Annotated in this window: 26 protein-coding genes; all 26 read left to right on the top strand. The window is 45.2% G+C overall.

Features of this window, described 5'->3' with window-relative positions; genetic code table 11:
- The first annotated feature begins 550 nt into the window (after window positions 1-550).
- The 26 genes from rpsJ to rpsD all read left to right on the top strand — a co-directional run bounded on the left by rpsJ (window position 551) and on the right by rpsD (window position 12,782).
- Entirely contained in the window at window positions 551-862 is a 312-nt protein-coding gene (gene rpsJ / locus ACED28_RS11890; RefSeq protein ID WP_004736761.1) for a 30S ribosomal protein S10, read from the top strand.
- A 14-nt stretch (window positions 863-876) separates the two neighbouring features.
- Window positions 877-1,506, top strand: coding sequence for a 50S ribosomal protein L3 (gene rplC, locus ACED28_RS11885; RefSeq protein WP_004736763.1), 630 nt, complete (start codon window positions 877-879; stop codon window positions 1,504-1,506).
- Between the two features lie 16 nt (window positions 1,507-1,522).
- Complete coding sequence (gene rplD / locus ACED28_RS11880; RefSeq protein WP_004736764.1) at window positions 1,523-2,125, top strand: 50S ribosomal protein L4; 603 nt, start codon at window positions 1,523-1,525, stop codon at window positions 2,123-2,125.
- Window positions 2,122-2,424 (top strand): 50S ribosomal protein L23, encoded by a 303-nt coding sequence (gene rplW, locus ACED28_RS11875; RefSeq protein WP_004736765.1) that lies wholly within the window; start codon window positions 2,122-2,124, stop codon window positions 2,422-2,424. Before rplD ends, rplW begins: the two co-directional genes overlap by 4 nt.
- Before the next feature lie 14 nt (window positions 2,425-2,438).
- Window positions 2,439-3,263 (top strand): 50S ribosomal protein L2, encoded by an 825-nt coding sequence (gene rplB / locus ACED28_RS11870; RefSeq protein ID WP_012604912.1) that lies wholly within the window; start codon window positions 2,439-2,441, stop codon window positions 3,261-3,263.
- A 19-nt stretch (window positions 3,264-3,282) separates the two neighbouring features.
- Window positions 3,283-3,561, top strand: coding sequence for a 30S ribosomal protein S19 (gene rpsS / locus ACED28_RS11865; RefSeq protein ID WP_004736729.1), 279 nt, complete (start codon window positions 3,283-3,285; stop codon window positions 3,559-3,561).
- Window positions 3,562-3,571: 10 nt separating this feature from the next.
- Entirely contained in the window at window positions 3,572-3,904 is a 333-nt protein-coding gene (gene rplV, locus ACED28_RS11860; protein WP_004736732.1) for a 50S ribosomal protein L22, read from the top strand.
- Window positions 3,905-3,922: 18 nt separating this feature from the next.
- Entirely contained in the window at window positions 3,923-4,621 is a 699-nt protein-coding gene (rpsC, locus tag ACED28_RS11855; protein ID WP_004736734.1) for a 30S ribosomal protein S3, read from the top strand.
- Between the two features lie 11 nt (window positions 4,622-4,632).
- On the top strand, window positions 4,633-5,043 hold the full coding sequence (gene rplP, locus ACED28_RS11850) for a 50S ribosomal protein L16 (protein WP_004736736.1): 411 nt from the start codon (window positions 4,633-4,635) through the stop codon (window positions 5,041-5,043).
- Window positions 5,043-5,234, top strand: coding sequence for a 50S ribosomal protein L29 (rpmC, locus tag ACED28_RS11845; protein WP_004736737.1), 192 nt, complete (start codon window positions 5,043-5,045; stop codon window positions 5,232-5,234). Before rplP ends, rpmC begins: the two co-directional genes overlap by 1 nt.
- On the top strand, window positions 5,234-5,488 hold the full coding sequence (rpsQ, locus tag ACED28_RS11840; RefSeq protein ID WP_004736739.1) for a 30S ribosomal protein S17: 255 nt from the start codon (window positions 5,234-5,236) through the stop codon (window positions 5,486-5,488). Before rpmC ends, rpsQ begins: the two co-directional genes overlap by 1 nt.
- Window positions 5,489-5,650: 162 nt before the next feature.
- Complete coding sequence (gene rplN / locus ACED28_RS11835; RefSeq protein WP_004736740.1) at window positions 5,651-6,022, top strand: 50S ribosomal protein L14; 372 nt, start codon at window positions 5,651-5,653, stop codon at window positions 6,020-6,022.
- Between the two features lie 11 nt (window positions 6,023-6,033).
- Window positions 6,034-6,351 (top strand): 50S ribosomal protein L24, encoded by a 318-nt coding sequence (gene rplX, locus ACED28_RS11830; RefSeq protein ID WP_004736742.1) that lies wholly within the window; start codon window positions 6,034-6,036, stop codon window positions 6,349-6,351.
- Between the two features lie 24 nt (window positions 6,352-6,375).
- Window positions 6,376-6,915, top strand: a complete 540-nt coding sequence (rplE, locus tag ACED28_RS11825) for a 50S ribosomal protein L5 (protein WP_004736744.1) — start codon at window positions 6,376-6,378, stop codon at window positions 6,913-6,915.
- Between the two features lie 16 nt (window positions 6,916-6,931).
- Window positions 6,932-7,237, top strand: coding sequence for a 30S ribosomal protein S14 (gene rpsN / locus ACED28_RS11820; protein ID WP_004736747.1), 306 nt, complete (start codon window positions 6,932-6,934; stop codon window positions 7,235-7,237).
- Between the two features lie 29 nt (window positions 7,238-7,266).
- On the top strand, window positions 7,267-7,659 hold the full coding sequence (gene rpsH, locus ACED28_RS11815; RefSeq protein WP_009847785.1) for a 30S ribosomal protein S8: 393 nt from the start codon (window positions 7,267-7,269) through the stop codon (window positions 7,657-7,659).
- Window positions 7,660-7,669: 10 nt separating this feature from the next.
- Window positions 7,670-8,203, top strand: coding sequence for a 50S ribosomal protein L6 (gene rplF, locus ACED28_RS11810; protein WP_009847784.1), 534 nt, complete (start codon window positions 7,670-7,672; stop codon window positions 8,201-8,203).
- Between the two features lie 9 nt (window positions 8,204-8,212).
- Window positions 8,213-8,566, top strand: coding sequence for a 50S ribosomal protein L18 (rplR, locus tag ACED28_RS11805; protein ID WP_009847783.1), 354 nt, complete (start codon window positions 8,213-8,215; stop codon window positions 8,564-8,566).
- A 14-nt stretch (window positions 8,567-8,580) separates the two neighbouring features.
- Window positions 8,581-9,081, top strand: coding sequence for a 30S ribosomal protein S5 (gene rpsE, locus ACED28_RS11800; protein ID WP_004736754.1), 501 nt, complete (start codon window positions 8,581-8,583; stop codon window positions 9,079-9,081).
- A 7-nt stretch (window positions 9,082-9,088) separates the two neighbouring features.
- On the top strand, window positions 9,089-9,265 hold the full coding sequence (rpmD, locus tag ACED28_RS11795; protein ID WP_004736756.1) for a 50S ribosomal protein L30: 177 nt from the start codon (window positions 9,089-9,091) through the stop codon (window positions 9,263-9,265).
- Window positions 9,266-9,270: 5 nt separating this feature from the next.
- Window positions 9,271-9,705, top strand: coding sequence for a 50S ribosomal protein L15 (rplO, locus tag ACED28_RS11790; RefSeq protein WP_004736758.1), 435 nt, complete (start codon window positions 9,271-9,273; stop codon window positions 9,703-9,705).
- A gap of 20 nt (window positions 9,706-9,725) precedes the next feature.
- Window positions 9,726-11,060 (top strand): preprotein translocase subunit SecY, encoded by a 1,335-nt coding sequence (gene secY, locus ACED28_RS11785; protein WP_004736759.1) that lies wholly within the window; start codon window positions 9,726-9,728, stop codon window positions 11,058-11,060.
- A 41-nt stretch (window positions 11,061-11,101) separates the two neighbouring features.
- Window positions 11,102-11,215 (top strand): 50S ribosomal protein L36, encoded by a 114-nt coding sequence (gene rpmJ / locus ACED28_RS11780; protein WP_000868186.1) that lies wholly within the window; start codon window positions 11,102-11,104, stop codon window positions 11,213-11,215.
- A gap of 149 nt (window positions 11,216-11,364) precedes the next feature.
- Window positions 11,365-11,721: a 30S ribosomal protein S13 gene (rpsM, locus tag ACED28_RS11775; RefSeq protein ID WP_004738779.1), complete on the top strand. Its 357-nt coding sequence runs from the start codon at window positions 11,365-11,367 to the stop codon at window positions 11,719-11,721.
- Window positions 11,722-11,740: 19 nt separating this feature from the next.
- Window positions 11,741-12,130 carry a 30S ribosomal protein S11 gene (rpsK, locus tag ACED28_RS11770; protein ID WP_004738778.1) on the top strand — a complete coding sequence of 130 codons (390 nt, stop codon included), beginning with the start codon at window positions 11,741-11,743 and terminating at the stop codon, window positions 12,128-12,130.
- A 31-nt stretch (window positions 12,131-12,161) separates the two neighbouring features.
- The gene (gene rpsD / locus ACED28_RS11765; protein ID WP_004738777.1) at window positions 12,162-12,782 is read left to right on the top strand and encodes a 30S ribosomal protein S4; all 621 of its coding nucleotides are present in this window, start codon (window positions 12,162-12,164) and stop codon (window positions 12,780-12,782) included.
- Window positions 12,783-12,791 lie beyond the last annotated feature (9 nt).

The raw sequence follows: 12,791 nt of genomic DNA, 5'->3' as shown, positions 1-12,791 counted from the left end.
TCGCAATCCGCGAAGGTGGCCGTACAGTTGGTGCTGGTGTTGTAGCTAAAATCTTCGCTTAATAGCATTTAGATTTTTGCACACTCTTCATTAGAAGAACTGCATAAGAAAAGGGAAGCTTCGGCTTCCCTTTTATTTTTCCACTTTCCCACTACTTTTATTTTTTCTTTCCCTTAGTCTCATCCCCGTTCCTTGTTGTTCTACTTTTGTCACACAACTTTTCTTCGAATGCTCTGTACAAATATATTCCGATTATTTTTCCAACACTACTTGCATACTAAAACGTGATCTGTATAATGCATCGCACTGGCTAACGCCGGTTTGTGAACCAATGAGCACTGAGGAGTAGGTCTTACCTAGTAATGTATACTCAGCTTATGTTCGCGGTTAATAAAAATAGTAAACCTTGTGTTTACTTCAAAAGTTAACTGACAATGCGTCCTAATTTTGGATGCTACGGTTTCACATAAATCAATCGGCATTCTCTCGTTCTTTCGAGCTTGAGTGGCGATATTGTTTGTGTAATTTTTAATAATTGGAGCTCTGTCTCATGCAGAACCAACGTATTCGTATCCGCCTTAAAGCGTTTGATTACAAGCTAATCGATGCTTCAACTGCGGAAATCGTTGAAACAGCAAAACGTACTGGCGCACAGGTTCGTGGTCCTATTCCACTTCCTACTCGTAAAGAGCGTTTCACTGTTCTTACCTCTCCACACGTCAACAAAGATGCACGTGATCAGTACGAAATTCGTACTCACAAGCGTTTGATCGACATCGTTGAGCCAACAGATAAAACTGTTGATGCTCTAATGCGTCTTGATCTTGCAGCTGGCGTTGATGTTCAAATCAGCCTAGGTTAAGGGAGATAAGAATAATGATTGGTCTAGTCGGACGTAAAGTGGGTATGACCCGCGTATTTACTGAAGAAGGCGTTTCTATCCCAGTAACTGTTGTTGAGGTTGAAGCGAACCGTATTTCTCAAGTTAAAACTCTTGAGACAGACGGCTACGCAGCAATCCAAGTAACTACTGGTGCTAAGAAAGCTAACCGTGTAACTAAACCTGAAGCTGGTCACTTCGCGAAAGCGGGTGTTGAAGCAGGTCGCGGTCTTTGGGAATTCCGTTTAGAAAACGGCGAAGAGTTTGAAGTTGGCGCTGAGCTAAACGTAGAACTTTTCAACGAAATTAAAAAAGTAGACGTTACTGGTACATCTAAAGGTAAAGGCTTCCAAGGCGCTATCAAGCGTTGGAACTTCTCTACTCAAGATATGACTCACGGTAACTCTTTGTCTCACCGCGCACCGGGTTCAATTGGCCAATGTCAAACTCCAGGCCGCGTGTTTAAAGGCAAGAAAATGGCAGGTCACATGGGTGCTGAGCGTGTAACGACTCAAAACCTAGAGATCGTACGTGTTGACGCTGAGCGCAATCTACTCCTTATTAAAGGTGCAGTACCAGGCTCAACAGGCGGTAACGTGATCGTAAAACCTGCTGTTAAAGCATAACGTCTAGGAGTAAGTAATGGAATTGATGGTTAAAGGTGCTGATGCACTAACTGTTTCCGAGACTACTTTCGGACGTGACTTTAACGAAGCTCTAGTACACCAAGTAGTTGTTGCGTATGCAGCAGGTGCTCGTCAAGGTACTCGTGCTCAAAAGACTCGTTCTGAAGTATCAGGCGGCGGTGCTAAGCCATGGCGCCAAAAAGGTACTGGCCGTGCACGTGCTGGTACAATTCGTAGCCCAATCTGGCGTACAGGTGGTGTTACTTTTGCTGCGAAACCACAAGATCACAGCCAAAAAGTTAACAAGAAAATGTACCGCGGTGCTATGAAAAGCATTCTTTCTGAGTTGATTCGTCAAGAGCGTCTAATCGTTGTTGATAACTTCTCTGTAGAAGCACCAAAAACAAAAGAACTTGTAGCTAAGCTTAAAGAGCTTGAGCTAAACGACGTTCTGATTGTGACTGGCGAAGTAGATGAAAATCTATTCTTAGCTGCTCGTAACCTATACAAAGTAGATGCACGTGATGTTGCTGGTGTTGATCCAGTATCACTAATCGCTTTCGACAAGGTTCTGATGACTGCTGACGCAGTTAAGCAAGTTGAGGAGATGCTAGCATGATCACTGAAGAGCGTATCTTAAAAGTTCTACGTGCTCCGCACATCTCTGAAAAAGCAACTATGGCAGCTGAGAAAGCGAACACTATCGTTTTCAAAGTAGCTAAAGATGCAACTAAGAAAGAGATCAAAGCAGCTGTAGAAAAGCTATTTGAAGTTGAAGTTAAGTCTGTAAATACTCTTGTATTAAAGGGTAAGACCAAACGTCAAGGTATGCGTGAAGGCCGTCGTTCAGACGTTAAGAAAGCCTACGTTACTTTGAAAGAAGGTCAAGATCTTGACTTCGTTGGCGGCGCGGAATAACAGGAGTAGTAAAAATGGCTATTGTTAAATGTAAGCCGACTTCCCCTGGTCGTCGTCACGTCGTTAAAGTTGTTAACGCTGACCTGCACAAGGGTAAGCCATACGCACCACTTCTAGAGAAAAACTCTAAGAACGGTGGTCGTAACAACAACGGTCGTATTACAGTACGTCACATCGGTGGTGGTCATAAACACCATTACCGTCTGGTTGACTTCAAACGTACTAAAGATGGCATCCCAGCGAAAGTTGAGCGTCTAGAATACGATCCAAACCGTAGTGCTAACATCGCTCTAGTTCTGTACGCAGACGGTGAGCGTCGTTACATCATTGCACCTAAAGGTGTTAACGCAGGCGACCAGATTCAATCTGGCGTAGATGCTGCAATCAAAGCAGGTAACACTCTGCCGATGCGCAACATCCCAGTAGGTTCTACTGTACACTGTGTTGAACTTAAGCCTGGTAAAGGTGCACAACTAGCTCGTTCGGCTGGTGCTTATGCTCAAATCATCGCTCGCGATGGTGCATACGTAACTATCCGTCTACGTTCTGGTGAAATGCGCAAAGTTCTTTCTGAAGGTCGTGCAACGATCGGTGAAGTTGGTAACTCTGAGCATATGCTACGTGAACTTGGTAAAGCTGGTGCTTCACGCTGGCGCGGCGTACGTCCAACCGTACGTGGTGTAGTAATGAACCCGGTGGATCACCCACATGGTGGTGGTGAAGGCCGCACATCTGGTGGTCGTCACCCAGTATCTCCTTGGGGCGTTCCTACTAAGGGCTTCAAGACTCGTAAGAATAAGCGCACTGACAAGTACATCGTACGTCGTCGCACTAAATAATTTATAAAGAGGAATCGCCATGCCACGTTCTCTCAAGAAAGGTCCTTTTATTGACCTACACTTGCTGAAGAAGGTAGAGAAAGCGGTGGAAAGCGGAGACAAAAAGCCTATTAAGACTTGGTCCCGTCGCTCAATGATCATCCCAACAATGATTGGTTTGACCATCGCTGTCCATAATGGTCGTCAGCACGTCCCAGTTTTCGTTACCGAAGAAATGATCGGTCACAAACTAGGCGAATTTGCACCAACTCGTACTTATCGCGGTCATGCTGCAGATAAGAAAGCTAAGAAGAAATAAGGAGTAGATGATGGAAGCTTTAGCTAAACATAACTTTGCTCGTATTTCTCCACAGAAAGCTCGCTTAGTTGCAGACCAAATTCGCGGTAAGTCGGTAGACCAGGCTCTAGAAATTCTAACTTTCAGCAACAAAAAAGCTGCTGTTTTAGTTAAGAAAGTTCTTGAGTCAGCTATCGCTAACGCGGAACATAACGAAGGTGCAGATATCGACGATCTAAATGTCGCTAAAATCTTCGTAGATGAGGGCCCTATCATGAAGCGTATTATGCCTCGTGCTAAAGGTCGTGCGGATCGTATCTTGAAGCGTTCAAGCCACATCACTATTGTTGTAGCAGATCGCTAAAGACTAGGAGAGTAAGCAATGGGTCAGAAAGTACATCCTAATGGTATTCGTCTTGGCATCGTCAAGCCTTGGAATGCTACATGGTTTGCTAATACCAACGAATTCGCTGACAACCTAGACGGCGACTTCAAGGTACGTCAGTTCCTTACCAAGGAACTACAAAAAGCATCATTATCTCGTATCGTTATCGAGCGTCCAGCTAAGAGCATCCGTGTGACTATTCACACAGCTCGTCCTGGCGTTGTTATCGGTAAGAAAGGTGAAGACGTAGAGAAGCTACGCGCAGCTGTAGCTAAAATCGCAGGTGTACCAGCGCAAATTAACATCGCTGAAGTACGTAAGCCTGAGCTAGATGGTCAGCTTGTAGCTGATAGCATCGCGTCTCAACTAGAGCGTCGTGTTATGTTCCGTCGTGCAATGAAGCGTGCGGTACAAAATGCTATGCGTCTAGGCGCTAAAGGCATCAAAGTACAAGTAGGCGGCCGTCTTGGCGGTGCTGAAATCGCACGTTCAGAGTGGTACCGTGAAGGCCGTGTGCCTCTACACACTCTACGTGCAGACATTGATTACGCAACTTCTTCGGCTCACACTCAATACGGTGTGATCGGCATTAAAGTTTGGATCTTCAAAGGTGAGATTCTAGGCGGTATGCCAGCTGCTAACGCAGTAGAGCCAAAAGGCGATAAGCCTAAGAAGCAGCGTAAAGGCCGTAAGTAAGGAGTCGAACGATGCTACAACCAAAACGTACTAAGTTCCGCAAGGTTATGACTGGTCGTAACCGTGGTCTAGCTAAAGGTACTGAAGTAAGCTTCGGCGAATTCGGTCTTAAAGCTGTTGGCCGTGGTCGCCTGACTGCACGTCAAATCGAAGCGGCACGTCGTGCTATGACACGTCACATTAAGCGTCAAGGTCAAATCTGGATCCGTGTGTTCCCAGACAAACCTATTACTGAAAAGCCTCTTGAAGTTCGTCAAGGTAAAGGTAAAGGTTCAGTTGCGTACTGGGTTGCTCAAATCCAACCAGGCAAAGTTATGTACGAGATGAATGGCGTACCTGAAGAGTTGGCACGTGAAGCGTTCCGCCTAGCGGCACGTAAACTGCCTGTTAAAACTACTTTTGTAACTAAGCAGGTGATGTGATGAAAGCACAAGATCTACGCGAAAAGAACGTTGAAGAGCTTAACGCTGAGCTATTGAATTTGCTACGTGAACAGTTCAACTTGCGCATGCAAGCTGCAACTGGTCAACTACAGCAAACTCATACTCTAAAAGCTGTACGCCGTGACATCGCACGTGTGAAAACTGTTTTGACTGAAAAGGCAGGCGCATAATGAGCGAAACTAACCGCATCCAGCAAGGCCGTGTAGTAAGTGACAAGATGGACAAGTCTATCGTTGTTGCTATTGAGCGTACTGTAAAACACCCGATTTACGGTAAGTTCATCAAACGCACGACTAAAGTACACGCACACGACGAAGACAACACTTGTGGCCTAGGCGACAAAGTTGAAATCGCTGAGTGTCGTCCTCTGTCTAAGACTAAGTCTTGGACATTGGTTAAAGTTCTAGAAAAAGCGAAGATTTAATCTTTGTAATTCTATAACTTATAAGCGGCTCCAAATAATTTTTTGGAGCCGCTTGTTTTTTGTCTACCCAATTTAAAAAAAGGGTGGTACAATTCGCGTCCCTTTTAAAGAGGCAGCCCGACCCGAGAGGGTCTAGTTTTAATATTTAGCGGAGCACTAACAATGATCCAGATGCAAAGTACACTTGACGCAGCAGATAACTCTGGCGCGCGCAAGGTAATGTGTATTAAGGTTCTGGGTGGCTCTCACCGCCGTTATGCACATATCGGTGACGTCATCAAGGTTACAGTGAAGGAAGCGATTCCTCGCGGTAAAGTAAAGAAAGGTGATGTTCTGAAGGCGGTAGTAGTGCGCACCCGTAAAGGCGTTCGTCGCCCAGACGGTTCTGTCATTCGCTTCGACAGTAATGCTTGTGTATTGTTAAATGACACTACTGAGCAACCAGTCGGCACACGTATCTTTGGTCCTGTGACTCGTGAACTTCGTAACGCGAAATTCATGAAGATTGTATCACTTGCACCTGAAGTTCTGTAAGGAGCGGCAACATGGCAGCTAAAATCCGTCGTAATGACGAAGTAATCATTCTTGCTGGTAAAGATAAAGGCAAGAAAGGTAAAGTAACTAAGGTTCTGACAACTGGTAAAGTTGTTGTTGAAGGCATCAATCTTGTTAAAAAACACCAAAAGCCGGTTCCGGCTCTAGGTCAACAAGGTGGCATCGTTGAACAAGAAGCAGCTATCGATGCTTCTAACGTTGCAGTCTTTAACGCGGCTACTGGTAAAGCAGACCGTATCGGTTTCCGTATCGAAGATGGCAAGAAAGTTCGTTTCTTCAAATCTAACGGCGAAACTGTTTCTAACTAATTAGAAGTAATTTGGAGTTCTACTATGGCGAAACTGCATGATTACTACAAGTCGTCTGTAGTCGCTGAGCTTACCAAAGAGTTCAGCTACACAAGCGTCATGCAAGTCCCTAGGATTGAGAAAATCACCCTAAACATGGGCGTTGGTGAAGCAATCAACGATAAGAAACTGCTAGAAAACGCAGCATCTGATATGGCAACGATCTCTGGTCAAAAGCCTCTTATCACGAAAGCGCGTAAATCTGTAGCTGGTTTCAAAATTCGTGAAGGCTACCCAATTGGTTGTAAAGTAACCTTGCGTGGTGAGCGCATGTGGGAATTTTTAGAGCGTTTAATCTCTATCGCACTTCCACGTGTACGTGATTTCCGTGGTGTTAGCGCTAAGTCTTTTGACGGACGCGGTAACTACAGCATGGGCGTTCGCGAGCAAATCATCTTTCCGGAAATCGACTACGATAAAGTCGATCGTGTCCGCGGTCTTGATATTACTATCACGACATCTGCGGGATCCGATGAGGAAGGCCGAGCTCTGCTGGCTGCCTTTAACTTCCCATTCCGTAAGTAAGGGTAGGGTTACTGTTATGGCTAAACAATCAATGAAAGCACGTGAAGCTAAACGTGCAAAACTAGTAGTTAAGTTCGCTGAAAAGCGTTCTGCGCTAAAAGTTATCATTAGCGATGTAAACGCATCTGAAGAAGATCGTTGGAATGCGGTTCTTAAACTGCAATCTCTTCCACGTGATTCAAGTGCATCACGTCAGCGCAACCGTTGCAACCAAACTGGTCGTCCACACGGTTACCTACGTAAATTCGGTCTAAGCCGTATTAAGGTTCGCGAAGCTTGCATGAAAGGCGAGATTCCGGGTCTTCGTAAGGCTAGCTGGTAATTGCCACTTAATCATTTGGAGTAAATCTTATGAGCATGCAAGATCCGATTTCGGATATGCTGACCCGCGTTCGTAACGGTCAGGCAGCAAATAAAGTTGCTGTAAAAATGCCTTCTTCAAAGCTTAAAGTTGCAATTGCTGCATTACTTAAAGCTGAAGGTTACATCGTAGACTTCGCTGTTGACAGCGAAGCAAAACCTGAGCTAGAAGTTACTCTTAAGTACTTCCAAGCTAAACCTGTAATCGAGCAAATCAAGCGCGTATCACGTCCTGGTCTAAGAGTTTATAAAAATAAAGACTCTTTACCTACAGTGATGGGTGGTCTTGGTATTGCAGTTGTTTCTACTTCCAAGGGTCTGATGTCTGACCGTGCTGCTCGTAAAGCAGGTCTTGGCGGTGAAATCATCTGTTACGTAGCTTAAGGAGTAGATTATGTCTCGTGTTGCTAAAGCACCTGTCGCTATTCCAGCTGGCGTAGAGGTGAAACTAAACGGCCAAGAAGTTACTGTAAAAGGTAGCAAAGGTGAGCTTACTCGCGTTCTTAACAGCGCCGTAGTTATTGCACAGGAAGAAAACAACCTAACTTTCGGTCCGAAAGAAGGTGTTACTAACGCATGGGCACAAGCTGGTACAGCTCGCGCTCTAGTTAATAACATGGTTGTGGGTGTTACTGAGGGCTTCACTAAGAAGCTAACTCTTAAGGGTGTTGGTTACCGTGCTGCTATGAAAGGCAATGCTGTAGGTCTAACTCTTGGTTTTTCTCACCCAGTAGAGCACGCTCTACCTGAAGGTATTAAAGCTGAGTGCCCTAGCCAAACTGAGATCGTTATTACTGGTTGCGATAAGCAAGTAGTAGGTCAAGTTGCGGCTGACATTCGTTCTTACCGTGCTCCTGAGCCTTACAAAGGCAAAGGTGTTCGTTACGCAGATGAAAATGTGCGTACTAAAGAAGCTAAGAAGAAGTAAGGTATCACTATGGATAAGAAAGCATCTCGCATCCGTCGTGCTACACGTGCACGTCGTAAGATTGCAGAACTTGGTGCAACTCGCCTGGTAGTACATCGTACTCCTCGCCATGTTTACGCTCAAGTTATCTCGGCAAACGGCTCTGAGGTTATCGCAGCTGCTTCTACTGTAGAAAAAGCGATCCGTGAGCAAGTTAAGAACACTGGTAACGTCGATGCAGCTAAAGCAGTTGGTAAAGCTGTTGCTGAGCGCGCTCTTGAAAAAGGCGTAGCTTCAGTTGCATTTGACCGTTCTGGTTTCCAATACCACGGTCGAGTAGCGGCGCTAGCAGAATCTGCTCGCGAAGCTGGTCTGAAATTCTAAGGTAGGGTTGGAAGATGGCTAAAGAACAACAACAAGCTAATGATTTGCAAGAAAAGCTGATCGCTGTTAACCGTGTATCTAAGACGGTTAAAGGTGGTCGAATCATGAGCTTCACTGCACTAACAGTAGTTGGTGACGGTAATGGTCGCGTAGGTTTCGGTTACGGCAAAGCTCGTGAAGTACCTGCAGCGATTCAAAAAGCAATGGAAAAAGCGCGTCGTAACATGGTTACTGTTGCGCTTAACGAAGGCACTCTTCACCACCCGGTGAAAGGTCGTCATTCGGGCTCTAAAGTTTACATGCAGCCAGCTGCTGAAGGTACAGGTGTTATTGCCGGTGGTGCAATGCGTGCCGTACTTGAAGTTGCAGGCGTACATAACGTTCTTTCTAAAGCATACGGTTCAACGAACCCAATCAACGTTGTTCGCGCAACGATTGGTGCTCTAGTAGACGTTAAGTCACCAGAAATGGTTGCTGCTAAACGTGGTCTAACTGTTGAATCTATTTCGGAGTAAGCACACGATGGCAACTATTAAAGTAACTCAAACTAAAAGCTCAATTGGTCGCCTACCTAAGCACAAAGCGTGTCTTAAAGGTCTAGGTCTTCGTCGCATCAACCATACAGTAGAACTTGAAGATACTCCGTGCGTACGCGGTATGATCAACAAGGTTTACTACATGGTTAAGATTGAGGAGTAATCAGAATGCGTTTGAATACTCTATCACCGGCTGCTGGCTCTAAACCTTCTAAGAAGCGTGTAGGTCGTGGTATCGGTTCTGGCCTTGGTAAAACAGGTGGCCGCGGTCACAAAGGTCAAAAGTCACGTTCTGGCGGCTCTGTTCGTCCAGGTTTTGAAGGCGGTCAAATGCCTCTAAAACAACGTCTACCTAAATTCGGTTTCACTTCTCGTAAGAGCCTAGTGTCTGCTGAAGTTCGTCTAGCTGAGCTAGCGAAAGTAACAGGTGACGTAGTTGATCTTAACAGCCTTAAAGCTGCTAACGTTATCACTAAGAACATCGAGTTTGTTAAGATCGTTCTTTCTGGTGACCTAAGCAAAGCTGTGACTGTTAAAGGTCTACGCGTGACTAAAGGCGCTAAAGCTGCAATCGAAGCTGCAGGCGGTAAAATCGAGGAATAATCTCGAGGAACGAGGTACAGATGGCTAAGAAACCAGGAAAAGATTTTCGTAGTGCTCAGAGCGGCTTAAGTGAACTAAAGTCGCGCTTATTATTCGTAATTGGTGCACTTTTAGTATTCCGAGCCGGCTCTTTTGTGCCGATCCCTGGTATTGACGCAGCTGTACTTGCCGATTTGTTCGATCAGCAAAAAGGTACCATCGTAGAAATGTTTAACATGTTCTCCGGTGGTGCTCTTGAGCGTGCATCTATATTAGCATTGGGTATCATGCCGTACATTTCGGCATCGATCGTAGTCCAATTGCTAACTGTAGTTCATCCAGCGTTAGCGGAACTCAAAAAAGAGGGTGAAGCAGGCCGTCGTAAGATAAGCCAATATACACGCTACGGCACGCTTGTACTTGCAACATTCCAAGCTATTGGTATCGCAACAGGCTTACCAAACATGGTAGACAATCTGGTTGTTATCAACCAAACCATGTTTACGCTTATTGCTACCGTGAGTTTAGTAACTGGTACCATGTTTTTGATGTGGTTAGGTGAACAAATCACTGAGCGAGGAATCGGTAATGGTATTTCCATTCTGATTTTTGCAGGTATTGTTGCTGGATTGCCTTCTGCAATCGGTCAAACAATCGAGCAAGCGCGTCAAGGTGAATTGCATGTGCTTCTTCTGTTGTTTATCGCGGTATTGTCTTTTGCTGTAATTTACTTCGTAGTTTTCATGGAACGTGGTCAACGTCGTATCGTCGTTAACTATGCGAAGCGTCAACAAGGTCGTAAAGTTTTTGCAGCTCAAAGCTCTCACTTGCCTCTTAAGATTAATATGGCAGGTGTTATTCCAGCGATTTTTGCATCAAGTATTATTTTGTTCCCAGGAACATTAGCACAATGGTTTGGTCAAAATGGTGAAAGCAGCGCGTTCGGTTGGTTAACTGACGTGTCATTAGCTCTTAGCCCAGGTCAACCTTTGTATGTAATGCTTTATGCAGCAGCTATAATCTTCTTCTGTTTCTTCTATACAGCGTTGGTGTTTAACCCGCGTGAAACAGCTGATAATTTGAAGAAGTCTGGTGCATTCGTACCCGGTATCCGCCCAGGTGAGCAGACAGCGAAATATATCGATAAAGTGATGACTAGACTAACCCTAGCGGGCGCTCTATACATTACTTTTATATGTCTGATTCCTGAGTTCATGATGGTCGCGTGGAACGTTCGTTTCTACTTCGGCGGCACATCACTACTAATCGTAGTGGTAGTTATCATGGATTTCATGGCACAGGTACAGACTCATCTGATGTCACAACAGTATGATTCTGTGTTAAAGAAAGCGAATCTGAAAGGTTACGGCCGTTAATTCGGTAGTAATTATTTCGATTCCATTTACGGAGTTTAGCAATGAAAGTTCGTGCTTCCGTTAAAAAAATCTGCCGTAACTGTAAAGTTATCAAGCGTAACGGTGTCGTTCGCGTGATTTGCAGTGAGCCAAAGCATAAGCAACGCCAAGGCTAATCAGCAGAAATTTTTACTTGAAATACTAGGTAGAGTCGAGTATATTCCTCGGCCTACCTTTTGCGTGCAAAAGAAGTAGTATGCCGCAGCGTATCCATAACGGGCTTTGCTGCGGATAATTCTTTTATGAACCCCCTTAGGAGTGAATAATGGCCCGTATAGCCGGCATTAACATTCCTGATCATAAGCATTCTGTAATTGCACTTACTGCAATCTACGGTATTGGCAAAACTCGCTCTCAAGCTATTCTAGCTGAAGTGGGTATTGCTGAAGATGCTAAGATCAGTGAACTAACTGAAGAGCAGATCGATCAACTGCGTGATGGTGTAGCTAAATACACTGTAGAAGGTGATCTACGTCGTGAAGTATCGATGAACATCAAGCGTCTTATGGACCTTGGCTGTTACCGCGGTCTTCGTCATCGTCGCAGTCTACCACTACGTGGACAGCGTACTAAAACCAACGCTCGCACCCGTAAGGGTCCGCGCAAGCCGATCAAGAAATAGTCGGATAAGGTAGAGTACAATGGCAAAACAACCAACTCGCGCGCGTAAGCGCGTACGCAAGCAAGTAGCTGATGGCGTAGCGCACATTCATGCTTCTTTCAACAACACAATCGTAACTATCACTGACCGTCAAGGCAACGCTCTTGCATGGGCTACAGCAGGTGGTTCAGGTTTCCGTGGTTCTCGTAAATCTACTCCGTTCGCAGCACAAGTTGCAGCTGAGCGTTGTGGTGAAATGGCTAAAGAATATGGCCTAAAGAACTTGGAAGTTATGGTTAAGGGTCCAGGTCCAGGTCGCGAATCTACTGTTCGTGCACTGAACGCTGCTGGTTTCCGTATCACTAACATTGTTGATGCGACACCAATCCCTCATAACGGTTGTCGTCCACCTAAGAAACGTCGCGTTTAAGTTTCGTTTCTAGGAATATTGGAGAAAGATCATGGCAAGATATTTGGGTCCTAAGCTGAAGCTTAGCCGTCGCGAAGGTACTGACTTATTCCTTAAGTCTGGTGTCCGTGCGATCGATACCAAGTGTAAAATTGATAACGCACCAGGTGTACACGGCGCTCGTCGCGGTCGTCTATCTGAGTATGGCGTTCAGCTTCGTGAGAAGCAAAAAGTTCGTCGTATTTACGGCGTTCTAGAAAAACAATTCCGCAACTACTACAAAGAAGCTGCACGTCTTAAAGGCAACACAGGTGCAAACCTGCTTCAGCTTCTTGAAGGTCGTCTTGATAACGTAGTTTACCGTATGGGCTTTGGCGCTACTCGTGCTGAATCTCGTCAACTAGTTAGCCACAAGTCTATTCTAGTTAACGGTAAAGTTGTAAACGTTCCTTCTTTCAAAGTAGCGGCAAACGACGTTGTTTCTATCCGCGAGAAAGCTAAACAGCAATCTCGTATTAAAGCGGCTCTAGAAGTTGCTGAACAACGTGAAAAGCCAACTTGGATTGAAGTAGATGCTGGCAAAATGGAAGGTACATTCAAGCGTATGCCTGAGCGTTCTGACCTATCAGCTGACATCAATGAACACTTGATCGTCGAACTTTACTCTAAGTAAGGTTAAAAA

This window comes from Vibrio sp. 1F253, assembly GCF_041439295.1.
Classification (GTDB): Bacteria; Pseudomonadota; Gammaproteobacteria; order Enterobacterales; family Vibrionaceae; genus Vibrio; species Vibrio tasmaniensis_A.
This window is presented reverse-complemented; position numbering and strand designations above follow the sequence as displayed.